Origin of the sequence: Jiangella aurantiaca (assembly GCF_004349105.1) — a bacterium.
Taxonomy (GTDB): Bacteria; Actinomycetota; Actinomycetes; order Jiangellales; family Jiangellaceae; genus Jiangella; species Jiangella aurantiaca.
In genome coordinates this window covers 50,111-77,040 of the sequence record NZ_SMLB01000021.1, presented here as the reverse complement: position 1 = coordinate 77,040, position 26,930 = coordinate 50,111, and the positions used below count along the sequence as shown (strand labels likewise).

Annotated in this window: 26 protein-coding genes; 21 read left to right on the top strand and 5 right to left on the bottom strand. The window is 71.8% G+C overall.

Annotation, left to right across the window (positions count from 1 at the left end; all coding sequences use genetic code 11):
* Positions 1-23: 23 nt before the first annotated feature.
* On the top strand, positions 24-488 hold the full coding sequence (locus tag E1262_RS16295) for an HIT family protein (RefSeq protein ID WP_132104216.1): 465 nt from the start codon (positions 24-26) through the stop codon (positions 486-488).
* 12 nt (positions 489-500) lie between these two features.
* On the opposite strand, the gene E1262_RS16290 is transcribed toward E1262_RS16295, so the two are convergent.
* The 3 genes from E1262_RS16290 to E1262_RS16280 form a co-directional block, all read right to left on the bottom strand.
* On the bottom strand, positions 501-959 hold the full coding sequence (locus E1262_RS16290; RefSeq protein WP_132104217.1) for a cupin domain-containing protein: 459 nt from the start codon (positions 957-959) through the stop codon (positions 501-503).
* 130 nt (positions 960-1,089) lie between these two features.
* Positions 1,090-1,398 (bottom strand): hypothetical protein, encoded by a 309-nt coding sequence (locus tag E1262_RS16285; protein WP_132104194.1) that lies wholly within the window; start codon positions 1,396-1,398, stop codon positions 1,090-1,092.
* A 36-nt stretch (positions 1,399-1,434) separates the two neighbouring features.
* Complete coding sequence (locus E1262_RS16280; protein WP_132104193.1) at positions 1,435-3,570, bottom strand: elongation factor G-like protein EF-G2; 2,136 nt, start codon at positions 3,568-3,570, stop codon at positions 1,435-1,437.
* A 208-nt stretch (positions 3,571-3,778) separates the two neighbouring features.
* Between E1262_RS16280 and pgsA the strand changes: the two genes are divergently transcribed.
* The 14 genes from pgsA (at position 3,779) to E1262_RS16210 (ending at position 16,044) form a co-directional block, all read left to right on the top strand.
* Positions 3,779-4,390 (top strand): phosphatidylinositol phosphate synthase, encoded by a 612-nt coding sequence (gene pgsA / locus E1262_RS16275; RefSeq protein ID WP_132104192.1) that lies wholly within the window; start codon positions 3,779-3,781, stop codon positions 4,388-4,390.
* Entirely contained in the window at positions 4,387-5,316 is a 930-nt protein-coding gene (locus E1262_RS16270) for a phosphatidylinositol mannoside acyltransferase (protein WP_132104191.1), read from the top strand. Before pgsA ends, E1262_RS16270 begins: the two co-directional genes overlap by 4 nt.
* Positions 5,313-6,452, top strand: coding sequence for a glycosyltransferase family 4 protein (locus E1262_RS16265; protein ID WP_132104190.1), 1,140 nt, complete (start codon positions 5,313-5,315; stop codon positions 6,450-6,452). The genes E1262_RS16270 and E1262_RS16265 overlap by 4 nt, the downstream gene beginning before the upstream one ends.
* Positions 6,449-6,991 carry an NUDIX hydrolase gene (locus E1262_RS16260; protein WP_203453929.1) on the top strand — a complete coding sequence of 181 codons (543 nt, stop codon included), beginning with the start codon at positions 6,449-6,451 and terminating at the stop codon, positions 6,989-6,991. The genes E1262_RS16265 and E1262_RS16260 overlap by 4 nt, the downstream gene beginning before the upstream one ends.
* Before the next feature lie 295 nt (positions 6,992-7,286).
* Complete coding sequence (gene pdxS, locus E1262_RS16255; RefSeq protein WP_116948847.1) at positions 7,287-8,186, top strand: pyridoxal 5'-phosphate synthase lyase subunit PdxS; 900 nt, start codon at positions 7,287-7,289, stop codon at positions 8,184-8,186.
* A 10-nt stretch (positions 8,187-8,196) separates the two neighbouring features.
* On the top strand, positions 8,197-8,727 hold the full coding sequence (locus tag E1262_RS16250; RefSeq protein WP_203453927.1) for an NUDIX hydrolase: 531 nt from the start codon (positions 8,197-8,199) through the stop codon (positions 8,725-8,727).
* 47 nt (positions 8,728-8,774) lie between these two features.
* Positions 8,775-9,386 carry a pyridoxal 5'-phosphate synthase glutaminase subunit PdxT gene (gene pdxT / locus E1262_RS16245; protein ID WP_132104214.1) on the top strand — a complete coding sequence of 204 codons (612 nt, stop codon included), beginning with the start codon at positions 8,775-8,777 and terminating at the stop codon, positions 9,384-9,386.
* A gap of 6 nt (positions 9,387-9,392) precedes the next feature.
* Positions 9,393-10,157 (top strand): YebC/PmpR family DNA-binding transcriptional regulator, encoded by a 765-nt coding sequence (locus tag E1262_RS16240; protein ID WP_132104188.1) that lies wholly within the window; start codon positions 9,393-9,395, stop codon positions 10,155-10,157.
* 93 nt (positions 10,158-10,250) lie between these two features.
* Positions 10,251-10,775, top strand: a complete 525-nt coding sequence (gene ruvC, locus E1262_RS16235; RefSeq protein ID WP_132104187.1) for a crossover junction endodeoxyribonuclease RuvC — start codon at positions 10,251-10,253, stop codon at positions 10,773-10,775.
* Positions 10,772-11,392, top strand: coding sequence for a Holliday junction branch migration protein RuvA (gene ruvA, locus E1262_RS16230; protein ID WP_132104186.1), 621 nt, complete (start codon positions 10,772-10,774; stop codon positions 11,390-11,392). The genes ruvC and ruvA overlap by 4 nt, the downstream gene beginning before the upstream one ends.
* Complete coding sequence (ruvB, locus tag E1262_RS16225; RefSeq protein WP_132104185.1) at positions 11,389-12,465, top strand: Holliday junction branch migration DNA helicase RuvB; 1,077 nt, start codon at positions 11,389-11,391, stop codon at positions 12,463-12,465. Before ruvA ends, ruvB begins: the two co-directional genes overlap by 4 nt.
* Before the next feature lie 163 nt (positions 12,466-12,628).
* Entirely contained in the window at positions 12,629-12,994 is a 366-nt protein-coding gene (yajC, locus tag E1262_RS16220; RefSeq protein ID WP_132104184.1) for a preprotein translocase subunit YajC, read from the top strand.
* A 49-nt stretch (positions 12,995-13,043) separates the two neighbouring features.
* On the top strand, positions 13,044-13,589 hold the full coding sequence (locus E1262_RS16215) for an adenine phosphoribosyltransferase (RefSeq protein WP_203453926.1): 546 nt from the start codon (positions 13,044-13,046) through the stop codon (positions 13,587-13,589).
* A 154-nt stretch (positions 13,590-13,743) separates the two neighbouring features.
* Positions 13,744-16,044, top strand: coding sequence for a RelA/SpoT family protein (locus E1262_RS16210; protein ID WP_275261768.1), 2,301 nt, complete (start codon positions 13,744-13,746; stop codon positions 16,042-16,044).
* Positions 16,045-16,177: 133 nt separating this feature from the next.
* Here E1262_RS16210 and E1262_RS16205 read toward each other — a convergent pair whose 3' ends face one another.
* A complete protein-coding gene (locus tag E1262_RS16205) occupies positions 16,178-17,635 on the bottom strand; it encodes a DUF349 domain-containing protein (RefSeq protein WP_238992954.1) in 1,458 nt (485 codons plus the stop codon).
* A gap of 16 nt (positions 17,636-17,651) precedes the next feature.
* Positions 17,652-18,449: a peptidylprolyl isomerase gene (locus E1262_RS16200; protein ID WP_132104182.1), complete on the bottom strand. Its 798-nt coding sequence runs from the start codon at positions 18,447-18,449 to the stop codon at positions 17,652-17,654.
* A 147-nt stretch (positions 18,450-18,596) separates the two neighbouring features.
* Here E1262_RS16200 and E1262_RS16195 point away from each other — a divergent pair, with 147 nt between their 5' ends.
* From E1262_RS16195 to E1262_RS16170, 6 genes are all read left to right on the top strand, one after another.
* A complete protein-coding gene (locus E1262_RS16195; RefSeq protein ID WP_132104181.1) occupies positions 18,597-19,262 on the top strand; it encodes an MBL fold metallo-hydrolase in 666 nt (221 codons plus the stop codon).
* A gap of 129 nt (positions 19,263-19,391) precedes the next feature.
* The gene (gene hisS / locus E1262_RS16190) at positions 19,392-20,588 is read left to right on the top strand and encodes a histidine--tRNA ligase (RefSeq protein ID WP_420810531.1); all 1,197 of its coding nucleotides are present in this window, start codon (positions 19,392-19,394) and stop codon (positions 20,586-20,588) included.
* Between the two features lie 53 nt (positions 20,589-20,641).
* Positions 20,642-22,159 carry an Rv2578c family radical SAM protein gene (locus E1262_RS30920; RefSeq protein WP_132104179.1) on the top strand — a complete coding sequence of 506 codons (1,518 nt, stop codon included), beginning with the start codon at positions 20,642-20,644 and terminating at the stop codon, positions 22,157-22,159.
* Positions 22,160-22,444: 285 nt separating this feature from the next.
* Positions 22,445-24,199: an aspartate--tRNA ligase gene (gene aspS, locus E1262_RS16180; protein ID WP_132104178.1), complete on the top strand. Its 1,755-nt coding sequence runs from the start codon at positions 22,445-22,447 to the stop codon at positions 24,197-24,199.
* 250 nt (positions 24,200-24,449) lie between these two features.
* Positions 24,450-26,090: an ABC-F family ATP-binding cassette domain-containing protein gene (locus E1262_RS16175; RefSeq protein WP_132104177.1), complete on the top strand. Its 1,641-nt coding sequence runs from the start codon at positions 24,450-24,452 to the stop codon at positions 26,088-26,090.
* Positions 26,091-26,184: 94 nt separating this feature from the next.
* A complete protein-coding gene (locus E1262_RS16170; protein WP_162605943.1) occupies positions 26,185-26,730 on the top strand; it encodes a Uma2 family endonuclease in 546 nt (181 codons plus the stop codon).
* Positions 26,731-26,930: the final 200 nt, after the last annotated feature.

The following is a 26,930-nucleotide window of genomic DNA, read 5'->3' as shown; positions in this document are numbered from 1 at the left end:
AGCGGCTGTGGACGCCGTACCGGATGGCCTACATCACCGGCGAGCCGGGCAACGGACGCGACGGTGAGGGCTGCCCGTTCTGCGAGATCCCGAAGAAGTCCGACGAAGACGGGCTGATCCTGCACCGCGGCGAGACGATGTACGCGGTGCTGAACCTGCACCCGTACAACCCCGGCCACCTCATGGTCGTCCCGTACCGCCACACGGGCGTGTTCGAGACGCTCACCGACGAGGAGTCGCGGGAGCTCACGGCGATGACGCAGGACGCGGTCCGGGCCGTGCAGGCGGCGTCGAGCCCGCACGGCTTCAACGTCGGCCTCAACCTCGGCGGCGTCGCCGGCGGGTCGCTCGCTGACCACCTCCACCAGCACGTCGTGCCACGGTGGAGCGGCGACGCCAACTTCATGACCGTCCTCGACAACACCAAGATCATGCCGCAGCTGCTCGCCGAAACGCGGGCGCTGCTGGCCGCCGCCTGGCCCGAGTAGGAGGCCGGCCGCTCAGCGGGCCCAATGGTTGTCGTGGTGGTCGTAGAACGCCGCGCGCTCCTCGTCGCTCATCCGCCCCGCCGCTACGTCGATCAGCCCTTCGAAGTAACCCTCGCGCGGCGCGCCGGGCGTGAACAGCAACAGCATCGACGCCGGCACTCCGGTGATGCTGCGGAACCCGTGCAGCCCGCCGGGCGGGACGTAGACGTAGTCGCCGGCTGTGGTCTCGATCCACTCGGTGCCGGTGTAGATGCGCATGGCCCCGGAGAGCACGAAGAACGACTCCGAGATGGTCCGGTGGAAGTGCGGCGCGGGACCGGACTCCTCCGGGCCGGCGGTCCATCGGTACAGGCCGAACTCGCCGTCGGTGGAGGCGCCCGTGGCGAGGTAGTCGATGGTGACGCCGGACGACGGATAGACGAGGTCCGGCCGCTGCGTCGCCGGCCGGTAGGTGGCGCTGACCTCGCCCATGTCGGCGTTGTAGCGGGGAGCGGGGTAGGAGGGCAGGCTCACGGTCGGTTTCTCCTTCTCGTCGGGATCGACTCACTCGTCGTCAACGCGGGTTCGGGCCCGACCCATGCCCGCACGCGGCCCGGGCCGGTCACGGCGAGCGGGGCGAACCGCGCAAGCCGTTCTCCAACACCGCCGAACCCGGCTCGAGCAGCGCGGACAGCTCGCGCAGCCAGCGGGTCCGCGGCCAGGTGTCGTGTTCCAGCGCCGCGTAGGCGGGCAGTGCCGCGTCATAGCCCGCCCGGACGAGATCCGCCGGGTCGTCGCCGAGGAGCACTTCGCGCTCGGCCTTGGTCGGTGCGTGGCCGCGGACCTCCGCGGGGATCCGCGGCCACACCTCGTCGGCCAGGAACCGTTGCAGACGCTCTCGTCGCGCCTCCTCCTCCTCGTCTGCCGTCATGGTGTCACGGTGCCCGCAACGGCAGGGCTCGGGCAACTACGCCGAGCTGTCGGCCGTCACCTTGGCGGCGAGGTTGTGCGGCATCGGCTCGTAGCGGGCGAAGCGCCGGGTGAAGGTGCCGGTGCCGTGGCTCATGGCCCGCAGGTCGATCGCGTACCGCACGATCTCCGTCTGCGGCACGTCCGCACGCACCACCGTCCGCCCCGCACCCACCGCCTCGGTCCCGAGCACCCGGCCGCGCCGCCCGGCGAGGTCGCCCATCACGGTGCCCACGTAGTCGTCCGGGACCATGACGGACAGCTCGTCGACCGGCTCGAGGAGGTTCACCCCGGCCGCCGCGGCCGCCTCGCGCAACGCCAGGCCGCCGGCGGTCTGGAAGGCCATGTCCGACGAGTCGACGCTGTGCGCCTTGCCGTCGTACAGGGTGACCTTGATGTCGACCATCGGGTAGCCGGCGACGGTGCCGCGCTCCATCTGCGCCCGCACGCCCTTCTCGACCGACGGGATGAACTGGCGCGGGACGGAGCCGCCGACGACCTTGTCGACGAACTCGAAGCCGCCGCCTTCGGGGAGCGGCTCGACCTCGATCTCGCAGACGGCGTACTGGCCGTGCCCGCCGGTCTGCTTGACGTGGCGCCCGCGGCCGTTCGCCTTGCCGGCCAGCGTCTCGCGCAGCGGCACCCGCAGCGCGACGGTGTCGACGTTGACGCCGTGGCGGGTGCGCAGCCGGTCCAGGACGAGATCGGCGTGCGCCTCGCCCATGGTCCACAGCACCAGCTGGTGCGTCTCCGGGTTGTTCTCGACCCGTAGCGTCGGGTCCTCGGCGACCAGCCGGGACAAACCCTGCGCGAGCTTGTCCTCGTCGGCCTTGGCGGACGGGACGATCGCGAAGGGCAGCAGCGGCTCGGGCATCGACCACGGCCGCATGATCAGCGGGTCGTCCTTGGCGGACAGCGTGTCGCCGGTCTCGGCCCGGGACAGCTTGGCGATCGCGACGATGTCACCGGCGTGTGCCTCGGGGACCGGCCGCTGCGTCTTGCCGAGAGGGCAGGACAGCGCGCCGATGCGTTCGTCCTCGTCGTGCTCCTCGTGCCCGCGGTCGGCCAGGAAGTGACCCGAGACGTGCACCGTCTGGTCCGGGCGCAGCGTTCCGGAGAACACCCGGACCAGGCTGACGCGGCCCACGTACGGGTCGGACGTGGTCTTGACGACCTCGGCCAGCAGCGGGCCGGCGGGGTCGGCGGCGATGTCGTCGCGCGGCGTGCCGTTCAGCGATGTCACCTCGGGCAACGGGTGCTCGGCGGGGGAGGGGAAGCCGCCCGCGATGACCTCGAGCAGCTCCTGGGTGCCCAGGCCGGTCGCAGAGCAGACCGGGATGACCGGGTGGAACGAGCCGCGCGCGACCGCCCGCTCGAGGTCGTCGACGAGCACCTTCAGCTCGATGTGCTCGCCGGCGAGGTAGCGGTCCATCAGACTCTCGTCCTCGGACTCCTCGATGATGCCCTCGATGAGCTCGCCGCGGGCCTCCTCCAGCCGGGCGGCCTCGTCGTCCGACGGGTCGCGCTCGGTGCGCTTGCCACCGTCGTAGGTGAAGACCCGCTCGCTGAGCAGGCCGACCAGGGAGTCCGTCCCGCTGGGCAGGTAGAGGGGCAGCACCTTGTCACCGAAGCCCTCCCGGATCGCGGCCAGCGTGCCGGCGTAGTCTGAGCGGGGGTGGTCCAGCTTGGTCAGGACGACGGCGCGCGGCATGCGCACCGCCTCGCACTCGGCCCAGAGCAGCCGGGTGGTGCCGTCGATCGGCTCGGCCGTCGACACCACGAAAAGGGCGCAGTCGGCGGCGCGCAGCCCGGCCCGCAGGTCCCCGACGAAGTCGGCGTAGCCGGGGGTGTCCAGCAGGTTGATCTTGGTCTGTTCGTGCAGCAGCGGTGCGAGCGCCAGGCCGACCGACCGCTGCTGGCGGATCTCGCTCTCGTCGTGGTCGCTCACCGTGGTGCCGTCCTCGACCCGGCCGGCCCGGTGGATCGTCCCGGACGCGACGAGGAGGGCCTCGACGAGCGTGGTCTTGCCGGCGGAGGCCGGGCCGACGAGAGTGACGTTGCGGACGTCGACCCCGTCGGCCGGAGGTACGCCTCCGGCGTCGGTCTGCTCTCCTGCCTGGTGTCGTGCCGCCATGAGCCAGCCTCCTGCCTCGCAGGCGACGCGGCCCGGCGGTTCCAGCGCCTCGTTGCGCCGCCGCGGATCGTAGATGTGGTGATGGCCACTTTGGTGCGCGACGCGTGGATGCGCAAGGGTGATCGGCATAACGCCAGTAGCATGGCCGCGCCGGGTGCCGCTCAGTCAGCGGGCCGGTTTCGGACATCTGGAGTCGAACGGACGGGCGATGCTCGACAAGTACACCAGGGTCTACTCGACCCGCATCCTGACTCCCGCCGCGCGCGGGCTGCTGCGGCTGGGTCTGGGCCCGGATGCGGTGACGGTCATCGGCACCCTCGGCGTCGTCGCCGGTGCGCTGATCTTCTACCCGCAGGGGGAGTTCTTCTGGGGGACGCTGTTCATCACGGCGTTCGTCTTCTTCGACAACATCGACGGCATCATGGCGCGGCTGCAGGGCCGGACCAGCAAATGGGGTGCGTTCCTCGACTCCACGCTGGACCGCTTCGGCGATGCCGCGATCTTCGGCGGGCTGGCATTGTGGTTCGCCGGCGACGGCGACGACCTGCGCATGGTGGCGCTGCTGATCGCCTGCCTGACGCTGGGCGCCGTCGTCTCCTATGCCAAGGCGCGGGCCGAGAGCCTGGGCTACACCGCCGGCGGCGGCATCGCCGAGCGGGCCGACCGGCTGGTCGCGATCCTCGTCGTCACCGGGCTCGTCGGGCTGTTCGACCTGCCCATGGTGGTGCTCGAGGTGCTGCTCTGGCTGCTGACGGCGGCCAGCGCGTGGACGGTGTGGCACCGCGTCAACACGGTGCGACGGCAGGCGGCCCTGGAGTGAGTGCATTCAGCGACTGGCGCCAGCTGTGGCTCTACAGCACCGGCTGGAAAGCGGTCCAGCACATGCCGGAGAAGGCGGCCTACCGGTCGTTCCGGACCATCGCGGACTTCTTCTGGCGCCGCGGCAGTCCGTCGGTGCGGCGGCTGGAGCTGAACCTGGCCCGCGTCGGCAAGTGGTCGCCGGAGGAGCTGCACGAGCTCACCCGGCTCGGCGCCCGCTCGTACATGCGGTACTGGTGCGACGCGTTCCGGATGTCGGAGTGGAGTCACGAGCGCATCCTCGACCGGGTCCGGGTGATCGACGAGCACCACTTCCGCGACGCCCTGGCCGCCGGCCGGGGCGTCGTCGTCCCGCTGCCGCACATGGGCAACTGGGACTGGGCCGGCGCGTGGGCCTGCCTCACCGGCGCCCCGCTGGCGACGGTGGCCGAGCGGCTGCGCCCGGAGAAGCTGTACGAACGGTTCGTCACCTACCGCGAGGCGCTCGGCATGACGGTGCACCCGCTGGGCGGCGAGGGCGTCATGAGCGCGCTGGCCGAGCACCTGGGCCGCGGCGGTCTCGTCTGCCTGCCGGCCGAGCGCGACCTGTCCCGCCGCGGCATCCCCGTCACGCTGTTCGGCGAGCCGACCCGGATGCCGGCCGGCAGCGCGATGCTGGCGCTGCGCACCGGCGCCGCGCTGATCCCCGCCACGCTCGCCTACGAGGGCCGCGAGCCCGACCACGGCCTGGTCATCCGGTTCCACGAGCCGATCGAGCCGCCGGAGGAGCGTGGCGAGCGGCTGGCCACCATGACGCAGCGGATCGCCGACGCGTTCGAGATCGGTATCGCGGCCAACCCCCAGGACTGGCACATGACGCAGCGGCTGTTCCTGGCCGATCTCGACCCGAACGACCCGCGGCGGCGGATCCAGCCGGTGACGTCGTGAAGGTCGGCATCGCCTGCCCGTACTCCTGGGACGTCCCGGGCGGCGTCCAGGTGCATATCCGCGACTTCACCGAGGAGCTGACCCGGCGCGGGCACACGGTCTCCGTCCTGGCCCCGGGCGATGACGACGACGACCTGCCGCCGTACATCACCACCGTCGGGCGGCCGGTGGCGATCCCGTACAACGGGTCGGTGGCGCGGGTCGCGTTCGGGCCCCGCATCGCCGCCCGGGTGCGCCGCTGGCTGGTCGACGGTGAGTTCGACGTCGTGCACGTCCACGAGCCGGCGTCGCTGTCGCTAGGGCTGATCACGACGTGGTGGGCCGAGGTGCCGATCGTCGCGACGTCGCACTCGGCGATGCGCCGGTCGCGGGCGATGAGTGCCGCGCAGGGGATCCTCAAGTCGGCGTTCGAGAAGTTCGCCGCCCACATCGCCGTCTCCGAGGAGGCCAGGCGGACCGTCGTCGAGCACCTCGGTGTCGACGCGGTGTTGATCCCGAACGGGCTCTACGTCGATCGGTTCGCCGTCCCGCCGCGGCAGTCGTGGCGGGCGGAGGACGGGACGCTGTCGTTCCTCGGCCGGCTGGACGAGCCGCGCAAGGGTCTGCAGGTGCTGCTCAAGGCGTGGCCGGCCATCCACGACGCGTTCCCGCGCGCCCGCCTCCTCGTGGCCGGCCGGGGCGAGATCGACGAGATCCGCCGAGGCATCGACCCTCGCCACCGCGACGCCGTCGAGTTCCTGGGCGGCGTCAGCGACGACGACAAGGCCGCGATGCTGGCCAGCAGCGACATCTACGTCGCGCCGCACATCGGCGGCGAGTCGTTCGGCATCGTGCTGGCCGAGGCGATGGCCGCGGGTGCGCCGGTGCTGGCCAGCGAGCTGGAGGCGTTCCAGGCCGTGCTGGACGACGGCCGCTTGGGCGCGCTGGTGCCGGTCGGGGACGCGTCGGCGCTGGCGGCGGAGGCGATCGGGCTTCTGGGCGATCCGGCGCGCAGGGCGCGCTACCGCGCGGCCGCGTCGCTGGGGGTGCGGCGGTACGACTGGGCGCGGGTCGCCGACGAGGTGCTGGCGGTGTACGAGATGGCCGTCGCCGTCGGGTCCGGCGGTCACACCTTCAAACTGCCGGGGCTGCCGTGAACTGGGAATGGCTGTTCGTCACCATCGCCGTACTCGCCGCGCTCGGCGTCTATCTGTCGTGGACGGCCGGGCGACTGGACCGGCGGCACGCCCGTCTGGAGGCGTCGCGGGCCGTGCTCGACGCCGAGCTCCTGCGGCGGTCGGGGTCGGTCTTGGATCTGGCGACCGCCGGGCTGCTCGACCCCGCGACGTCGGTGGCCCTGGCGGATGCGGCGTCGCGGGCCCGGACGGCGTCGGAGGGGGTGGAGCGCTACCAGGCCGAGAGCGACCTCACCGCGGTGCTGAAGGCCGCCCTGGACGATCCGGCGGACCTGGAGCCGCTCCGGTCCGACCCTGCTGCCGAGGCGGCGCTCGAGGAGCTGGCGATGGCGTGCCGGCGGGCCGCCCATGCCCGGCGGTTCCACAACGAGCTGGTCCGGGGAGCGGTGCGGTTGCGGCGGAAGGCGCTGGTCCGGTGGTTGAGGCTGGCCGGTTATGCACCGATGCCAGAGACCGTCGAGCTGGACGACACCGTGCCGCGGGGCTTGGCGTCGGAGTGAGGTCCGCTGGTGTTCCCACGTCCCCCTGCCGCGTTGGTGGCGCCATCATGAGGCTTTCTGGTGCATCACCAGGCCTGCAATCGTGTTGATGCTCGGGTGATCCTGGTGATGTGGCGCGGACTCGAGGCGCACGTTCGCGGCAAGAGAATGGGGCGGCAGGGGGACGGGGAGGGTGTGGCGAACTCGGCCCACTCGGCGGCTGTCCGGTGGCCGGAAATGGACGCGGTGGTGTCACTGGTGAGGACGTACCATGGACCTGTCCCTCCGCCCATCGACTCATGAGGTTCGAGCAGCAGTGTCCGAAGAGACGCAGTCCACCGTCGGTACCGCCCGGGTCAAGCGTGGCATGGCCGAGATGCTCAAGGGTGGCGTGATCATGGACGTGGTCACCGCCGAGCAGGCCCGCATCGCCGAGGACGCCGGCGCCGTCGCCGTCATGGCGCTCGAGCGGGTCCCGGCCGACATCCGCGCCCAGGGTGGCGTGGCGCGCATGAGCGACCCCGACCTCATCGACGGCATCATCGACGCGGTGTCGATCCCGGTCATGGCGAAGGCGCGCATCGGGCACTTCGTCGAGGCGCAGGTGCTGCAGAGCCTGGGCGTCGACTACATCGACGAGTCCGAGGTGCTCACGCCGGCCGACTATGAGCACCACATCGACAAGTGGAAGTTCACCGTGCCGTTCGTGTGCGGCGCGACGAACCTGGGCGAGGCGCTGCGCCGCATCGCCGAGGGCGCGGCCATGATCCGCTCCAAGGGCGAGGCCGGCACCGGCGACGTCTCCAACGCGACGACGCACATGCGCCAGCTGCGCGACCAGATCACCCGGCTGTCGTCGCTGCCCGAGGATGAGCTGTACGTCGCCGCGAAGGAGCTGCAGGCCCCGTACGAGCTGGTCCGCGAGGTCGCCCAGGCCGGCAAGCTCCCGGTGGTGCTGTTCACCGCCGGCGGCATCGCCACCCCGGCCGACGCCGCCATGATGATGCAGCTGGGCGCCGAAGGCGTCTTCGTCGGCTCGGGCATCTTCAAGTCCGGCGACCCCGCCCGCCGGGCCGAGGCCATCGTCAAGGCCACCACGTTCTACAACGACCCCGACACGCTGGCGAAGGTGTCGCGTGGCCTCGGCGAGGCCATGGTCGGCATCAACGTCGCCGACGTGCCCGAGCCGCACCGGCTGGCCGAGCGCGGCTGGTGACCCCGGGGCCGTGACGGCAGACGCCTCCGACCTCGGGGAGTGGCGCGACGACGACGGCGTCTGGTTCCGCCGCGCGGCCCGGGTCATCGCCGTCGACGCCGCGGGACGGGTGCTGATGATGCGCGGCGTCGACCCCGCCGCGCACGACCACGTCTGGTGGATCACGCCCGGCGGGGGACTGGAGCCCGACGAGGACGAGCGGGCCGGCGCCGTCCGCGAGCTGCTCGAGGAGAGCGGCATCCGGCTCGACCCCGCCGAGCTGGCCGGGCCGGTCGCCGTCCGCAGCGCCATGTTCAGCTTCGACGGCCGGCCGTACCGCCAGGACGAGGTGCTGTTCTTCGCCCGTCTCCCCGAATCGGCGCACGAGCTCGACACCACCGGCTGGACCTCCATCGAGCAGGCGTCGGTGACGGAGCTGCGCTGGTGCACCGCCGACGAGCTGGACGCCGTCGACGAGCCGATCTACCCGCCGGCGCTTCCGTCGATCGTGCGTGGCCTGCTCGACCGCGGCTGGGACGGCGTCGCCCACACGGTCGATTGACGGCCGCGACGGTAGAATCCAAGGTCGGCACTCCGAACGAAAGGCGCATCGTGACCCAGCCCACCGTGGGCGTGCTCGCCCTGCAGGGCGACGTCCGCGAGCACCAGCGCATGCTGGCCACCGTCGGGGCGCAGAGCCGCCCGGTGCGCACGCCGTCCGAGCTCGACGCCGTCGACGCGCTCGTGCTGCCCGGCGGCGAGTCGACCACCATGTGGCGGCTGGCCCGCACGTTCGGGCTGCTCGAGCCGCTGCGCCGCCGGGTCGCCGACGGTATGCCCGCGTACGGGTCGTGTGCCGGCATGATCATGCTGGCCGACCGCATCGAGGGCGGCGTCGCCGGCCAAGAGACCGTCGGAGGCATGGACATCACGGTCCGGCGCAACGCGTTCGGCCGCCAGGTCGACTCCTTCGAGACCGACCTCGACTTCCCTGCCATCGGTGCGCCCGTGGAACCTTTCCATGCCGTGTTCATCCGGGCGCCGTGGGTCGAGAAGGTCGGCGACGGCGTCGACGTGCTCGCTCGCGTGGCCACGGGCGACGGCACGGGTAATATCGTCGCGGTCCGGCAGGGACGGCTCCTGGCCACGTCCTTCCACCCGGAACTGACCGCGGACGCGCGTGTGCACGCGCTCTTCCTCGACATCGTGAAGGAGGCTTGACCCCTCATGTCCGGCCACTCCAAGTGGGCGACCACCAAGCACAAGAAGGCCCTGGTCGACGCGAAGCGGGGCAAGCTCTTCGCCAAGCTGATCAAGAACGTCGAGGTGGCGGCCCGCACCGGCGGCGGCGACCCCGCGGGCAACCCGACACTGTTCGACGCCATCCAGAAGGCGAAGAAGTCGTCGGTCCCCAACGACAACATCGACCGCGCCGTCAAGCGCGGCTCCGGCGCCGAGGGCGGCGGGGCCGAGTACCAGACCATCATGTACGAGGGCTATGGCCCCAACGGCGTCGCGGTGCTCATCGAGTGCCTCACCGACAACCGCAACCGCGCGGCGTCGGAGGTCCGCGTCGCGATGACCCGCAACGGCGGCTCCATGGCCGACCCCGGCTCGGTCGCGTACATGTTCGACCGCAAGGGCGTCGTCGTCGTGCCGGCGGCCCAGGAGGGCGGTCGCACGATCACCGAGGACGACCTGCTCGAGGTCGTGCTCGACGCAGGCGCCGAAGAGGTCGAGGACCTCGGCGAGGCGTTCGAGATCCGCAGCGAGGCCAGCGACCTCGTCGCCGTCCGCACCGCCATTCAGCAGGCGGGCCTTGACTACGACTCCGCCGAGTCGTCGTTCGTGCCGTCGGTCAGCGTCCCGCTCGACGAGGACGGCGCCCGGAAGATCTTCCGGCTCATCGACGCCCTCGAGGACAGCGACGACGTGCAGAACGTGTGGGCCAACTTCGACGTCTCCGACGACGTCATGGCGGCGGTCGGCTGATCCTCGCGGCGAGTCTGCCGAGGCGAGAGTGGCGGCGCCGGTAGGGTCGGCACCGAACTGGTGTTCGGCCCAATTCACGGCGGAGGGTGCTGCATGCGGGTGTTGGGGGTCGATCCGGGGCTGACGCGGTGCGGTCTCGGCGTCGTCGAGGGGTCGCCCGGGCGCCCGCTGAACCTCGTCGCCGTCGACGTCGTCCGCACGCCCGCCGACGCCGAGCTCGGGCACCGGCTGCTGGCCATCGAGACCGCGCTGGAGGAATGGGTGGCGGCCTACCGGCCCGACACCGTAGCGGTCGAGCGGGTGTTCAGCCAGCACAACGTCCGCACCGTCATGGGGACGGCGCAGGCCAGCGGCGTGGCGACGCTCGTCGCGGCGCGCCGCGGCATCCCCGTCGTCACCCACACGCCGAGCGAGGTCAAGGCCGCGGTCAGCGGCAGCGGCCAGGCCGACAAGGCGCAGGTGGCGTTCATGGTGACCCGGCTGCTGCGGCTCGACGCGCGGCCCAAGCCGGCCGACGCCAGCGACGCCCTGGCGCTGGCCATCTGCCAGGTGTGGCGCGGGTCGGCGCAGAACCGGCTGCAGGCCGCGGTCGCCGCGGCGGGGAGGGGACGACGGTGATCGCTTACGTCCGTGGCGAGGTCACGGTGGTCCGGCCGACGGAGGCCGTCATCGACGTCGGCGGCATCGGCCTGGCGCTGCACTGCACGCCGTCGACGACGTCGTCGCTGCGGCTCGGCGAGGTCGCCCAGCTGGCCGCCAGCCTCGTCGTCCGCGAGGAGTCGCTGACGCTGTACGGCTTCGCCGACGAGGACGAGAAGACGGTGTTCGAGCTTCTGCAGACCGCCAGCGGCGTCGGACCGCGGCTCGCGCAGGCGATGCTGTCGGTGCACTCGCCCGACGACCTGCGCCGCGCCGTCGCCACCGAGGACCTCGTCGCGCTCACCAAGGTGCCCGGCATCGGCAAGAAGGGCGCCCAGCGCATCGTCATCGAGCTCAAGGACAAGCTCGGCGTGCCCGGCGGCGGGCCGTCGCTGACGGCGGTGCCGTCAAGCCCCGCGCCCGGTGCGGGCGACTGGCAGGGCCAGGTGCACGAGGCACTGCTCGGCCTCGGCTGGTCCACCCGCGAGGCCGACCGCGCCGTCGAGACCGTCGCCACCGAGGTGAACGGTGACGGGCAGCAGCAGGACGTGTCCGCGCTGCTGCGCAAGGCGTTGCGTACCCTGGCGAAGACATGAGCCTTCCCGACGACCACGTGCACCGGCTGGTGGGCGGCGACGCCGACCAGGACGAACGCACCGTCGAGGCGGCGCTGCGGCCGCGCACGCTGGCGGAGTTCGTCGGGCAGGAGCGGCTGCGCGAGCAGCTGTCCCTCGTCCTCGACGCCGCCAAGGCGCGGGGGAGGAGTGCCGACCACATCCTGCTGTCCGGCCCGCCCGGCCTCGGCAAGACCACGCTGGCCATGATCGTCGCGGCAGAGATGGGCGTCCCGTTGCGCATCACCAGCGGTCCGGCCATCCAGCACGCCGGCGACCTCGCCGCGATCCTGTCCTCGGTCAACGAGGGCGACGTGCTGTTCTTCGACGAGATCCACCGCATGGCCCGGCCGGCGGAGGAGATGCTGTACACCGCGATGGAGGACTTCCGGGTCGACGTCGTGGTCGGCAAGGGCCCCGGCGCGACGGCGATCCCGCTGGACCTGCCGCACTTCACGATGGTGGGCGCGACGACGCGGACCGGGCTGCTGCCGGGGCCGCTGCGCGACCGGTTCGGGTTCACCGGGCACCTGGAGCTGTACGATCCGGCCGAACTGGAACTGGTACTGCGCCGGTCGGCCGGGCTGCTCGAGGTCGAGTTGAAGGGCGACGGCTCGCGGGAGATCGCCGGCCGGTCCCGCGGCACGCCACGCATCGCGAACCGGCTGCTCCGCCGCGTGCGCGACTTCGCCGAGGTCCGCGGCGACGGCGTCATCACCGGCGACGTCGCCCGCGGGGCCCTCAAGGTGTTCGCCGTCGACGAGCTGGGGCTGGACCGGCTGGACCGGGCCGTCCTGACGGCGCTCTGCAAGAGCTTCGGCGGTGGCCCCGTCGGGCTCGGCACGCTCGCCGTCGCCGTAGGTGAGGAACGCGAGACCGTCGAGGAGGTGGCCGAGCCGTTCCTCGTCCGGGCCGGGCTGCTGGCGCGCACCCCGCGCGGGCGCGTCGCGACGCCCGCCGCGTGGACCCACCTCGGGCTGGCCGTCCCGCCGCAGACAGCGTTCGGACGCGGGTTCGACGAGCCCGACCTGTTCTCGGCCGCCGACGGTGCCTAGCCCAGGGCGATCGCGAGGTCCCAGGCGGCGGCGAGTCCCAGAGGGAAAGGGGATCAGTCCGCGGCCGCGGCACGGGTAGACTCGTACTTTCGGCGGTCACCGGGACCGCCGGACACTGCACGGCACCCGAGCGGGGTGCCCTGGAAGGAAGCTTGTCCACATCATGGAAGCACTGCTGCTCCCGATCCTGCTGATCGCTGTCTTCTACTTCCTGCTCATCCGGCCGCAGCAGAAGCAGCGGCGGCAGATGGTGGAGCTCCAGCAGTCGGTCCAGCCCGGTTCGAAGATCATGACGACGGCCGGCATGCTGGCCACGGTCGTCGAGGTCGACGACGACGAGGTCGTGCTCGAGGTGGCGCCGGGCGTGCACAGTCGCTACGTGCGCCGCGCCATCGCCAACGTCATCCAGCCGGAGGAGCCGGCCGCGCCCGCGTCGTCCACCCCGCCCGAGGCCGCCGACGACGCGCCGAAGCACGAGCCCGTCCAGGCACAGGGCGAGGACCGTACTAACGGCGACGACATCCGCTGACCCGGCTCGGCGTAGGCGCGCGGGCGTCCAGGCGATACCCTCAGACCTCGTGACGAACTCCCGGGCGATCGCCGACTCCGACCGCGACCTGCTGCTCTCCCGTATCCGGGACGTCCCCGACTGGCCGGAACCGGGCGTGGTGTTCAAGGACATCACGCCGCTGCTGCGCGACCCCGCCGCGTTCGACACGACGGTCGAGCTGCTCGGCGCGGTCGGCGGCGAGGACGTCGACGTCGTCGTGGGCATCGAGGCGCGCGGGTTCATCCTCGGCGCGCCGGTCGCGCATCGGCTGGGCGCCGGCTTCGTCCCGATCCGCAAGCAGGGCAAGCTGCCGTGGGCGACCACGGCCGCCAGCTACGCGCTGGAGTACGGCGAGGCGACCATCGAGGTCCACGTCGACGCCTTCCAGCCCGGCGAGCGCGTCCTCATCGTCGACGACGTGCTCGCGACTGGCGGCACCGTCCGCGCGACCGTCGACCTCGTCCGCGCCGCCGGTGCCGACGTCGTCGGGGTCGGCATCCTCATGGAGCTGGGCTTCCTCGGCGGCCGGGCCAAGCTGCCCGACGTCAACGTCCAGTCGCTGCTGCTCGTCTAGGAGCCCTGATCATCAACCTTTTGTGTCGCCGTGGCAGTCGCCGTGGCAGCGCAAAAGGGTTGATGATCACGGGCGTCGTGACGCGGAGTTACCCGTCGGGAACAGCGACCCCCTAAACTGTGTTGTGTCCTTCACACGGGACGAGAGGGGGCCTGTGGCCGAGCAGACAGTTCCGAGCGGCGCGCTGACCCCGGTCAGGGTGCGGGCGAGGCTCGCCCGCCTGACCGCGCAACGACAGCAGTCCGACCCCGCGATGGAACCGCTGTTCCGCATCATCCGGGCCAACCATCCGAAGGCCGACCTCGAGGTCATCGAGCGCGCCTACCGCACCGCCGCGCGCGCCCACAGCGGGCAGAAGCGCAAGAGCGGCGATCCCTACATCACGCATCCGCTGGCCGTCACGACCATCCTCGCCGAGCTGGGCATGACGCCGCCCACGCTGGCCGCGGCGCTGCTGCACGACACCGTCGAGGACACCGAGTACTCGCTCGACCAGCTGCGCACCGAGTTCGGCGAAGAGATCGCCATGCTGGTCGACGGCGTCACGAAGCTCGACAAGGTCAAGTACGGGCAGGCGGCGCAGGCCGAAACCGTCCGCAAGATGGTCATCGCGATGGCCAAGGACATCCGCGTGCTGGTCATCAAGCTGGCCGACCGGCTGCACAACGCCCGCACGTGGCGATACGTGCCGAAGGAGTCGGCGCGGCGCAAGGCGCACGAGACGCTGGAGATCTACGCCCCGCTGGCGCACCGGCTGGGCATGAACACCATCAAGTGGGAGCTCGAGGACCTCTCGTTCGCCACGCTGCATCCGAAGGTCTACGACGAGATCGTGCGGCTGGTGGCCGAGCGGGCGCCGTCGCGCGACGACTACCTCGCCTCGGTCATCGACCAGGTGCAGGGCGACCTGCGGGTGTCGAAGATCAAGGCGAACGTCTACGGGCGGCCCAAGCATTACTACTCGATCTACCAGAAGATGATCGTCCGCGGCCGCGACTTCGCCGACATCTACGACCTCGTCGGCATCCGTGTGCTGGTCGAGTCGGTGCGCGACTGTTACGCCGTCCTGGGCATCGTGCACGCGCGCTGGAATCCGGTGCCGGGCCGGTTCAAGGACTTCATCGCGATGCCGAAGTTCAACATGTACCAGTCGCTGCACACGACGGTCATCGGGCCGGGCGGCAAGCCGGTCGAGCTGCAGATCCGCACCCACGCCATGCACCGCCGGGCCGAGTACGGCATCGCCGCGCACTGGAAGTACAAGGAAGACTCCAACGCCGGCCGCGACACCGACAAGCACGCCGGCAGCGGCGACAACGCCGGCAACGACATGGCCTGGCTGCGCCAGCTGCTGGACTGGCAGAAGGAGACCGAAGACCCCGGCGAGTTCCTCGAGTCGCTGCGATTCGAGATGGAGTCCAACGAGGTCTTCGTCTTCACCCCGAAGGGCGACGTCGTCGCGCTGCCGGCCGCGGCCACGCCGGTCGACTTCGCCTACGCCGTCCACACCGACATCGGGCACCGCACCATCGGCGCGCGAGTCAACGGCAGGCTGGTGCCGCTGGAGTCCAACCTCGACAACGGTGACGTCGTCGAGGTGTTCACGTCGAAGGCGCAGGGCGCCGGGCCCAGCCGCGACTGGCTGACGTTCGTCACCAGCGCCCGGGCCCGCAACAAGATCAAGCAGTGGTTCTCGAAGGAGCGCCGCGAAGAGGCCATCGAACACGGCAAGGACGCCATCGCCCGGGCCATGCGCAAGCAGGACCTCCCGCTGCAGCGCATGATGAGCCAGGAGTCGCTCAAGGCCGTCGCCGACGACCTGCGTTACCCGGACATCTCCGCGCTCTACGCGGCGGTCGGCGAGGGCAACGTCTCCGCGCAGAGCATCGTGCAGAAGCTGGTGCAGATCCTCGGCGGCGAAGAGGGCACCACCGAGGACGTCGCCGAGGCGGCCACCCCCGACCGTCCGCGTCGGCGCAGCGGCGGCGACCCCGGCGTCGTCGTCAAGGGCGTCTCCGATGTGTGGGTCAAGCTGGCCCGCTGCTGCACGCCGGTGCCGGGCGACACCATCGTCGGCTTCGTCACCCGCGGCTCCGGCGTGTCGGTGCACCGCGAGGACTGCGTGAACGTCGACGGCCTGCGCCGTCAGCACGGCCGCATGGTCGAGGTCGAGTGGGCGCCGACGGCGAACAGCATGTTCCTGGTGGCCATCCAGGTCGAGGCGCTCGACCGCGCCCGGCTGCTGTCCGACGTCACCCGGGTGCTGTCCGACCAGCACGTGAACATCCTGTCGGCGACCGTGTCCACCAACACCGACCGCATCGCCACCAGCCGATTCACCTTCGAGATGGCCGACCCCAAGCACCTGGGCCACGTGCTCAAGGCGGTCCGCGGCGTTGAGGGCGTCTTCGACGCCTACCGGCTGACCAGCGGCATCCCGGCACCGACGCACTAGTTCCTTCTCCCTTGTGGGACTCTCTGCCGCCAGGGACCTCGCCGGTCGGCCTCAACTCGCTTTCGGATGTCGTCGGGCCGGTCATGGCCCCAGCCATGGTCGCCCTGGCTCGGCGCCCCGCACCGACGGCGCGTCAGCTGGTGAACTCGTCCAGCGCCTGCTGGGCCTGCTCGAGCCAGGACTTGCGGGCCGTGATGGCCTCCTCGGCCTCGCGCAGCTTCCGGTCGTTGCCGGTATCGCGCGCCTTGGCGGCCTGCCGCTCGAGGTCGGCGATCGACGCCTCTAGCTGGGTGACCGTGGCCTGGGCACGGGCCCGGGCCTCGGGGTTCGACCGCTGCCACTCGTTCTGCTCGGCCTCGCGGATGGCGTCCTCGACCCGGCGCATGCGGCCCTCGACCGACCGCATGGCGTCGCGCGGGACGTGCCCGGCCTCCTCCCAGCGCTCCTGCAGGGTCCGCAGCTGCTGGCGTGCGGCCTTCCAGTCGGTGATCGGCAGCAGCGCCTCGGCCTCGGCGAGGATGCCCTCCTTGACCGCGAGGTTGGCCTGCTGCTCGTCGTCGCGCTTGGACTGCTGCTCGGCCCGGGCGCCGAAGAAGGTGTCCTGGGCGGCCCGGAACCTCTTCCAGAGGCTGTCTTCGACGCCGCGCGGCGCCGGCCCAGCGGCCTTCCACTGCGACATCAGCTCGCGGTACCGCCGCGACGTCGGGCCCCAGTCGGTGGACGTGCAGATCTCCTCGGCCTCGGCGAGGATGCGCTCCTTGATGACGCGGGCCTCGTCGCGGCGCTCGGCCAGCTCGGAGAAGTGCGCCTTGCGCCGGCGGGTGTAGTGCGTCCGCGCCGAGGAGAACCGGCGCCACAGCTCGTCGTCGGTGGCGCGGTCCAGCCGCGGCAGCGACTTCCACTCCTCGAGCAGGCCGCGCAGTGTGTCGGCGCCGTTGCGCCAGTCGTTGCCCTCGGCGATGCTCTCCGCCTGCGACGCGATCTGCTCCTTGCGGCCGCGCGCCTCCTCCAGCGCTCGCGCCCGCGCGGCGCGGCGCTCGGCCCGCCGCTCGGCGATGCGGGCGTCGAGCGCATCGAGCCGACCGGCCAGCGCGGCGAGGTCGCCGATGGCGTGCGCCTCGGCCAGCTGCGCGCGCACCTTCGCGACGCCCTGGGCGGTGTCGTCGGGTGCCGCGGCGCCGGACTCCAGGCGGGTCTCCAGCAGGTCGACCTGGACCGCGAGGTCCTCGTACTTGCGGACGAAGAAGGCCAGCGCCTCCTCGGGCTTGCCGACCTGCCACGAGCCGATGTGCCGCTCGCCCTCGGCGGTGCGGACGTACACCTCGCCGTTCTCGTCGACCCGGCCCCAGTCGTTGGACGCGACGGTGGGTGCCGCGGGCGGGGCGGGCTCTGCCGGCGCTGCGGGCTCGGGCGGCTCGGCCGCAGCCTCAGCCTCGGCAGGCTCGGGGGCCGGCGCGGGCTCGGGCGGCGCGGCGGCTTCGGGCGTCGGCGCCGACTCGGCGGCGCCGGGGGACTCGGGGGCCGTGGGCTCGACCTCGGCGGCGGATGTCGCCGCGTCGTCGTGCTCGGGGCTACCAGTCGTGTTCGTCACGGTGTCCTCATCGGGGTCAGGCGGTGGTGACGGAGTCGAGGGTGACCGGGGTGATGGGCGCGCCATCCTCTGATCCATTGTCGGTCCCAGCGTCGGCGATACCAGTGATCACGTCCAGACCAGTGGTGATCTGGCCGAAGACGGTGTAGTCCGGTGGCAGCTGGGAGTCGCCGTACACCAGGAAGAACTGGCTGCCGTTGGTGTTCGCGCCGGCGTTGGCCATCGCCACCGTACCGGCCGGGTAGGTGGCGCCGTCGGTGTTCTCGTTGTCGTACTCGTAGCCAGGGCCGCCGGAGCCGGTGCCGGTCGGGTCGCCGCACTGCAGCACCTTCAGGCTGTCCGATGTCGTCAGGCGGTGGCAGGTGGTGCCGTTGTAGTACCCGGCGGCGGCCAGGAAGGCCAGCGAGTTGACGGTGCACGGCGCGCCGGCGTCGAGCGTGACGGTGACCGGTGCCCCGTTGATCGTCAGAGTCGCCGTGGTGGGCAGCGGCGTCGTGAGCGCGGCGGGATCGATGGCCGGCGGCGTGCCGAGGTCCGGGACGGCCGACTCGCCGGCGGCGCGGTAGTCGCAGGTGCCAGTGGCGGCATCGGCCGACGGCGCGGGGTCGGAACCGGCCGCGACGGGATCGTCGTCGCCGCCGAGCGCGCCCGACACCAGGAGCGTGCCCATGACCAGGGCCACCGCCACGATCACGGCGCCGACGACGATGCCGATCTTCCGCCGCTTCTGGGTCTCCGCGGCCCGGCGGGCCCGCTGGCGCTCGTAGTGCTGGCGCGCGAGCTCACGCCGGCGTTGCTTGGCAGACTGGGCCACCAGCCATCCTCCCGGTCCTTCGAGAACGATGAGGGGACCCGAGGACCCCCCTTCCGCGTGTGGTACGCGGGGACAGTCTAGGCAGTACACGGCCCGAATCAGATAACGAGTTCGCGGCGATGAGTGGCCCGCCGGTAACCTTCCTGGGTGCTCCTGCTCACCGTTGTCGCCCCCGTGCTGGGCACCAACTGCTACGTCGTGGCGGCCGACGACGGCCGCGAGTGCGTCGTGATCGACCCCGGCATCGGGGTCGCCGAGCAGCTGCAGAAGGTGTTCGCCGAGCACTCCCTGGAGCCGGCCGCCGTCCTCGTCACCCATGGCCACCTCGACCACACGTATGCGCTGAGCGAGCTCTGCCGCGACCGTGACCTCCCCGTCCACCTGCATGAAGGTGACGCCTACCGGCTGGCTGACCCGCTGGGCTCGCTCGGGCCGCAGCTGGCGGCACAGTTCGCCCAGTTCGGCGCCGACTGGACGCAGCCGGCCGACGTCCGGCCGTTCGGTGGCACCGAGACCGAGCTGGACCTCGCCGGCGTCGGACTGCGCGCGATCCACGCTCCCGGCCATACCGAGGGGTCGACGCTCTACTACGCGCCCGGCGACGCCGTCGTCTTCACCGGCGACGTGCTGTTCGCAGGCACGGTGGGCCGCACCGACATGCCGGGCGGCGACGACGCGCTGATGCGCGCGACGCTGACCCGGCTCGCGTCGGATGACGAGCTGCCCGGACTCACCACCGTCCGGCCCGGCCACGGCGCGGCGTCGACCCTCGACCGGGAACGCGCATCCAACCCGTACCTGCGAGGACTGTAGAGACGTGAACACGATTCCACCCGCACCTTCTAGGACTGAAGCGACGTGACAACGAACCACTCCGGCGACCGGCGAACCTTCCGTGCCCCGAAGGGCACCTTCGACCTCGTGCCGCCGCGCGGCGAGGCCATGCTCGCCGTCCGCGACGCCATGGCCGCGCCGCTGCGCTCGGCCGGCTACGGCTACGTCGAGACGCCCAGCTTCGAGGAGACGACGCTGTTCGCCCGCGGTGTCGGCGAGTCGACGGACATCGTCACCAAGGAGATGTACTCCTTCACCACCCGCGGCGGCGACGACGTCACGCTGCGGCCCGAGGGAACGGCGCCCGTGCTGCGCGCCGTCCTCGAGAACGGCCTGCACCGCGGCGCGCTGCCGGTGAAGCTCTGGTACTCCGGCTCGTACTACCGCTACGAGCGGCCGCAGAAGGGCCGCTACCGGCACTTCTCGCAGGTCGGCGCGGAGATCCTGGGCACCGAGGACCCCGCCAGCGATGCCGAGCTGATCGTGCTCGCCGTCGATGCCTACCGCGCGCTCGGCCTGACCGGCGTGCGGGTGCTGCTGAACTCGCTCGGGTCGCACGAGTCGCGGCCGGCCTACCGGGCCGCGCTGCAGGACTACCTGCGCGGCCTCGACCTCGACGACGAGACCGCTCGCCGGGTCGAGATCAACCCGCTGCGGGTGCTCGACGACAAGCGCTCGGAGATCCAGAAGGCGCTGGCCTCGGCGCCCGTGGTCACCGACTTCCTGTCGCCGTCGGATCGCGCGCACCACGACACCGTCCGCTCGCTGCTGACGTCGGCCGGGGTCGAGTTCGAGGACGACCCGCGGCTGGTGCGCGGCCTCGACTACTACACCCGCACGCTGTTCGAATTCGTGCACGACGGGCTCGGCTCGCAGTCCGCGGTGGGCGGCGGCGGCCGGTACGACGGGCTGTCGGAGCTGATCGGCGGGCCGGCGCTGCCGGGTGTGGGCTGGGCGCTCGGCGCCGATCGAACGCTACTGGCCATGGAGGCCGAGGGGTTGCCGCTGCCGGGAGTCACCGGCGTCCAGGTGTTCGCCGTCCCGCTCGGCGACGAGGCGGCGGCGTGGGCGTTCGGCCTGGTGACGCAGCTGCGGCGGGCGGGTGTCGCGGCCGACTTCGCCACCGGCGGCCGCGGCCTCAAGGGCGCCATGAAGGCCGCCGACCGCAGCGGCGCGAGGTACGCCGTCGTCGTCGGCGAGCGCGATCTCGCCGCAGGCGTCGCCCAGGTGAAGGACCTGGCGACGGGGGAGCAGCAGGCGATCTCGCTGAACGGGCTGGTCACGCACCTCCAGCGGCTCGTCTAGCACCTGCTCGGCGTGGGCTTGTGTCTACACCGAACATGTGTTCGAATGGATGAGTGCGTTGGGAAGGTCAGGAGCTCGCGGTCACCGACGGCGCGGCGCTGCCGGGGTTGCAGCGGCTGTCGGGGCTGGTCCGCAGCGTGCGCACACCGGAGTTCGACGGCATCACGTTTCACGAGGTGACGTCCAAGTCGGCGCTGAACAAGGTGCCGGAGGCGTCCCACGTGCCGTTCCGGTGGACGGTGAACCCGTACCGCGGCTGCAGCCACGCGTGCACGTACTGCCTGTCCGGGTACGCGCCCATCGGCATGGCCGACGGCTCCACCATCCCGCTGGCCCGGGTGCGGCCGGGCGACCGGGTGCTCGGGACCCGGCTCGAAGGACTGAGCCGGCGACTGGTGCGTACCCAGGTGCTCGACCACTGGCGCACGTCGAAGCCGGCGTTCCGCGTCGAGCTCGACGGCGGCACCTCGATCGTCGCCAGCGGTGACCACCGGTTCCTCACCCCCGACGGCTGGAAGCACGTGACGCCGGCCGCCGAGGGTGAGCCGCCCCGTCCCTACCTCACCACCCGCGACCGCCTGATGGGCCTGCGGCGCAGCGTCGTCGGCGCGGCGGTGCGGGCCGACGACGCTCTGAACGTCAGCTACGTCCGGCCGATGGACGTCGACCTGCCGATGTTCGACCTCACCACCGGCACCGGCGACTTCATCGCGCACGGCGTCGTCAGCCACAACTGCTTCGCCCGCAACACCCACACCTACCTCGACCTCGACGCCGGCGACGACTTCAACCGTCAGGTCATCGTCAAGGTCAACGTCGCCGAGGTGCTGCGGCGCGAGGTCAGCCGCCGCACGTGGTCGCGCGAGCACGTCGCGATGGGAACCAACACCGACCCTTACCAGCGGGCCGAGGGCCGGTACCGCCTGATGCCGGGCGTCATCGAGGCGCTGGCCGGGTCCGGCACGCCGTTCAGCATCCTCACCAAGGGCACGCTGCTCCGCCGCGACCTGCCGCTGCTGCAGCGCGCCGCTGAGGACGTCCAGGTCGGTGTCGGGGTGTCGCTGGCACTGCTCGATGAGCGGTTGCACCGCTCGGTGGAGCCCGGCACGCCCACGCCGAAGGCGCGCCTGGAGCTGGTACGTTCGGTGCGCGAGGCCGGGCTGCCGTGCACCGTCCTGCTGGCGCCGATCCTGCCCGGGCTCACCGACTCCGAGGAGCACCTGTCCGCGCTGGTCGCGGCCGTCGCCGACGCCGGCGCGACGGGCATCAGCTACATCCCGCTGCACCTGCGACCCGGCGCCCGCGAGTGGTACCTCGGCTGGCTCGAGTCCACCCGGCCCGACCTGCTGCCGCTGTACCGGCGGCTCTACCACAGCGGCTCCTACTCCGACCAGCGCTACCGCGACTGGCTGCGGGCCCGGATCGAGCCCCACCTGCGCAAGTATCGCCTCCGCGACGACGACGAGGATCTCGTGGACGACCGCCGGCGCCCCCTGCACGGGCGGCGCTGGGGCCCACGGCCGCTGCCCGAGCCGGCGCCTGTCGAGCACGGTCAGGGCGCGCTGTTCTGACGTGGCCGGGTGCGGGCTGCTGGATGGACGTGGCGACGACGTGGGCGGCTGTCGTATGGGCGGCGGCTGGCCGGGTTGACGTGCGGGATCTGGCCGTTCGCCGTCCCCCTGCTGCCCCATTCTCTTGCGTCGATCATGGAGCCGGCCGTGGGTACCGTGATCATGTTCCCTCGCGGTCGCTGACACGCCGCCAACGCACATGATCAAGAGGACTCGCCGTGGCGGCGAGCGGTTACGTAGGATCGCTGGGTCAGCGCAACCACACCGCTTCCCGGAGGAACACCCGTGCTCCGCACCCACGAGGCCGGCACGCTGCGTGCCGACCACGCCGGCCAGACCGTCACCCTTACCGGCTGGGTGGCCCGCCGTCGCGATCATGGGGGAGTGGCGTTCCTGGATCTGCGCGACGCGTCCGGGGTGGCGCAGGTGGTGGTGCGCGACGAGGCCGTGGCGCACGGGTTGCGCAACGAGTTCTGCATCCAGGTCACCGGGCAGATCGGCCGCCGCCCGGCGGGCAACGAGAACCCGAACCTGCCGACCGGCGAGATCGAGCTCGTCGCCGAGGCCGTCGAGGTGTTGAGCGAGGCCGCGGCACTGCCGTTCCAGATCGACGACTACGTCGACGTCGGGGAGGAGGTGCGGCTGAAGTACCGGTACCTCGACCTGCGCCGGTCCGGGCCGGCCGCCGCCATCCGGCTGCGCAGCGCGGTCAACCGCGCCGCCCGCGACGTCCTGCTGGCCGAGAACTTCGTCGAGGTCGAGACGCCGACGCTGACCCGGTCGACGCCCGAGGGGGCGCGCGACTTCCTGGTGCCCGCCCGGCTGCGGCCGGGGTCCTGGTACGCGTTGCCGCAGTCGCCGCAGCTGTTCAAGCAGCTTCTCATGGTCGCCGGGCTGGAGCGGTACTTCCAGATCGCCCGCTGCTACCGCGACGAGGACTTCCGCGCCGACCGGCAGCCCGAGTTCACCCAGCTCGACATCGAGATGAGCTTCGTCGAGCAGGACGACGTCATCGCACTGGCGGAGCGTGTCCTCAAGGCGCTGTGGGCGCTCGTCGGCCACGAACTGACCACGCCGATCCCGCGCATGACCTACCACGACGCCATGGACCGATTCGGCTCGGACAAGCCCGACCTGCGGTTCGGGCAGGAGCTCACCGAGGTCACCGAGCACTTCGCGAACACAGAGTTCCGCGTGTTCCAGGCAGCCTACGTCGGCGCCGTCGTGTACCCGGGTGGCGCGTCGCAGAGCCGCAAGGAGCTCGACGGCTGGCAGGACTGGGCCAAGGCGCGCGGCGCGAGAGGGCTGGCGTACGTGCTGGTCGGGGCCGACGGCGAGCTGTCAGGCCCGGTCGCGAAGAACCTGTCCGAGGACGAGAAGACCGGTCTGCCCAAGCTGGTCGGCGCGGTCCCCGGCGACGCCGTGTTCTTCGCCGCCGGCGCGCGCCGGCCGTCGCAAGCGCTGCTCGGCGCGGCCCGGCTGGAGATCGGCCGCCGCGCGGGACTGATCGACGAGGACGCCTGGGCGTTCACCTGGGTGGTCGACTCGCCACTGTTCGAGCCGGTCGACGAGACCGACGACATCGCCGTCGGCTCCGGCGCCTGGACCGCAGTGCACCACGCGTTCACCTCGCCGAAGCCGGAGTCGCTGGACACCTTCGACACCGACCCGGGCAATGCGCTGGCCTACGCCTACGACATCGTCTGCAACGGCAATGAGATCGGCGGCGGGTCGATCCGTATCCACCGCCGTGAGGTGCAGGAGCGCGTCTTCCAGGTGATGGGCCTGGGCCGGGAGGAGGCGCGGGAGAAGTTCGGCTTCCTGCTCGACGCTTTCAAGTACGGCGCCCCGCCGCACGGCGGCATCGCGTTCGGCTGGGACCGCATCACCGCGCTGCTGGCCGGGTCCGACTCGATCCGCGACGTCATCGCGTTCCCGAAGACCGGCGGCGGCTACGACCCGCTGACCGCGGCGCCGGCGCCCATCACCGCGCAGCAGCGCAAGGAGGCCGGCATCGACGCCGTCCCGGAGCAGGCCTAGGCCTGAGCCGCGGCCGGCTCACTGAACGCAGAACTCGTTGCGACGACGATGTTGCAGATGTTCATGGGTGACTCCTTCGCTCGGAACGCCGCACACCTCAGTGAGGGGCACCGACAGTCGCGGAAATCCGTTTGCCCGCGGCCGGGCCCGGATGGCATCATCGACAGCGATGTGATCTGACGCGTGACTCCGCCCGCGCCCGAGGTGTGTCCACCCGGCGGGCTCCCAGCAACCTCGTCGAGGTCGTCACGTGTCTCTGCTTTCTGTTCGCCACCTCTCCATCGCCTACGCCGGCCGCCGGGTCCTCGACGGTGTCAGCTACGACGCCACCGCGGGGGAGCGGCTGGGCATCGTCGGCGAGAACGGCGTCGGCAAGTCCACGCTGCTCCGGCTCTCCGCCGGGGTCGAGCGGCCCGACTCCGGCACAGTCGAACGGCATGGCACCCTCGGCTACCTGACCCAGGAGCCCGACCTGCCCGACGGCGGCACCGTCGACGGCGCGATCGACGCCGCGCTGGCGGAGTTCCGCCTCCTCGAGCAGCGCATGCGGGCCGCCGAGGCGAAGCTCGCCGACGGCGACCAGTCGGTGCTGGACGAGTACGGCGACCTGCTGGCCGAGTTCGAGCACCGAGACGGCTGGTCCGCCGACGCCCGCGCCGCCCGCGCGCTGGCCGGACTGGGGCTGGCCGACGTCGCGGGGGACCGGCCGCTCGACACGCTGTCCGGCGGTCAGCGGTCCCGCCTGGCGCTGGCGCTCGCGCTGGTCCGGGCGCCGGACGTGCTGCTGCTGGACGAGCCGACGAACCACCTCGACGACGACGCCATCGCGTTCCTCGAGGAGGCGCTGCGGGCCCACCGCGGTGCCGTCGTCACCGTCTCGCACGACCGCGCGTTCCTCGACGGCGTCGCGACGTCCATCCTCGACCTCGACCCCGTCCTGACGGTGGACCGCGACGGCACCCCGCACGTCGGCCCGGCCCGCTACACCGGCACGTACACCGACTACCTGGCCGGCAAGGCGGCCGCCCGGGCGCGGTGGGAGCAGGCGTACGCCACCTGGACCGACGAGGTCGACGAAGCCCGCGCCGTCGTCAAGCAGGATGCCCGGCGGGTCGGCCATGACGGCCGCGGCCGCCGCGACAACGACAAGTTCGTCGCGCACTTCCTCAGCCAGAAGGTCGACGCGGCGGTGTCGCGCCGGGTCCGCGACGCCGAGAACCGGCTGCGCCGGCTGGAGGAGCTGCGCATCCCGAAGCCGCCGCGGCTGCTCACCTTCGACGCCGCGCTCGGCGCAGACGTGCCCGACGGCGTGCTGATCGCCGTCCGCGACGTCAAGGTGCCCGGCCGCATCACCGCACGCGCCCTGGACGTCACCCGCGACACCCGGCTGATGATCAACGGCCGCAACGGCTCCGGCAAGTCGTCGCTGCTGTCGGTGCTGGCCGGGGCGCTGGAACCGGAGACCGGCGAGGTGCTGCGCTCGCGCCGGCTGCGGATCGGCTGGCTGCCGCAGACCGGCAGCTTCCCCGACCCGACGCTGACGGCCGTGCAGGCGTTCGCCGCCGGCCGCCCCGGCCCGGCCGACGAGTACCAGGCCGAGCTCGCCGGTCTCGGCCTGCTGCCGGGACCGGCGCTGGCGACACCGGTCGGCGCGCTGTCCGTCGGACAGCAGCGGCGGCTCGCGTTGGCCCGGCTCCTGGTGACCCGGCCGCAGGTGCTGCTGCTCGACGAGCCGACCAACCACCTGTCGCTGGGCCTGGTGGAGGAGCTGGAGGCCGCGGTCGACGGCGCCGGCCTCGCCGTGGTCGTCGTGACGCACGACCGCTGGGCGCGGCGCCGCTGGCAGGGCGAACGCGCCGAGGTCGTCCACAGCGAGCTGCTGCTCGGCTAGTCATCCACAATGTGCGGATCGCCGATTGCTGGGCGCGGTGTCGCCACGGAAGGCTCAGTGGCGACCGCGCCCGGAAGGGGGCACCATGACAACCATGACGGCGATGCCACATGCAGTCGAGGGATGGACTGTCGCCGACCTCGAGTCGTTGCCGGCCGATGGGCTGCGGTACGAGCTGGTCGACGGGATCCTGCTCGTGAGCCCGGCGCCCCGGCCCGTTCACCAGGAGGCCATCGGCGAGCTCTTCGTGCTGCTACGCGCGGCGCGACCGGAGGATTTCAAGGTCTATGTCGTGCCGCTGGACTGGCAGCCCGACGATGTCACGTCGCTGCAGCCGGACCTGCTCGTCGTCCGGCGGGCGGACGTTCGAGCGCGCAACATCGTGGCGCCGCTCGTGCTGGCCGTCGAGGTGCTGTCGCGCAGCACCCGCCGCTACGACGAAGTGTTCAAGGCCTCCGTCTACGCCGAGCACGGGGTGGCGTCGTACTGGATCGTGGACCCCGACGAGCCGTCCATCGTCGCCTACGACCTGGTCGACGGCGCATACGAGGAGGTGGGCCGGACGGCCGGCGACGAGAGCGTCACCCTGGCGAGGCCGTTCGAGGTCACCGTCACGCCGAAATCGTTGGTGTCCGGCTGACCGCGGCCGCTACCCTGGAGGCGTGGGAATGACAAAGAACGCCGCTGTGGCGTACTGGCGTCCCCGCCGGTCCGTCACGGCGTAGCTTCGCGTACCACCGGCTGACCCCCATCTGAGCGGGTCCGGGCCGGCGACACGGGAGCACGCCGCAGCCGCGTCCGTCCCTCGGTGACCACACCCGAGGCGCACGGCGCGGCTTT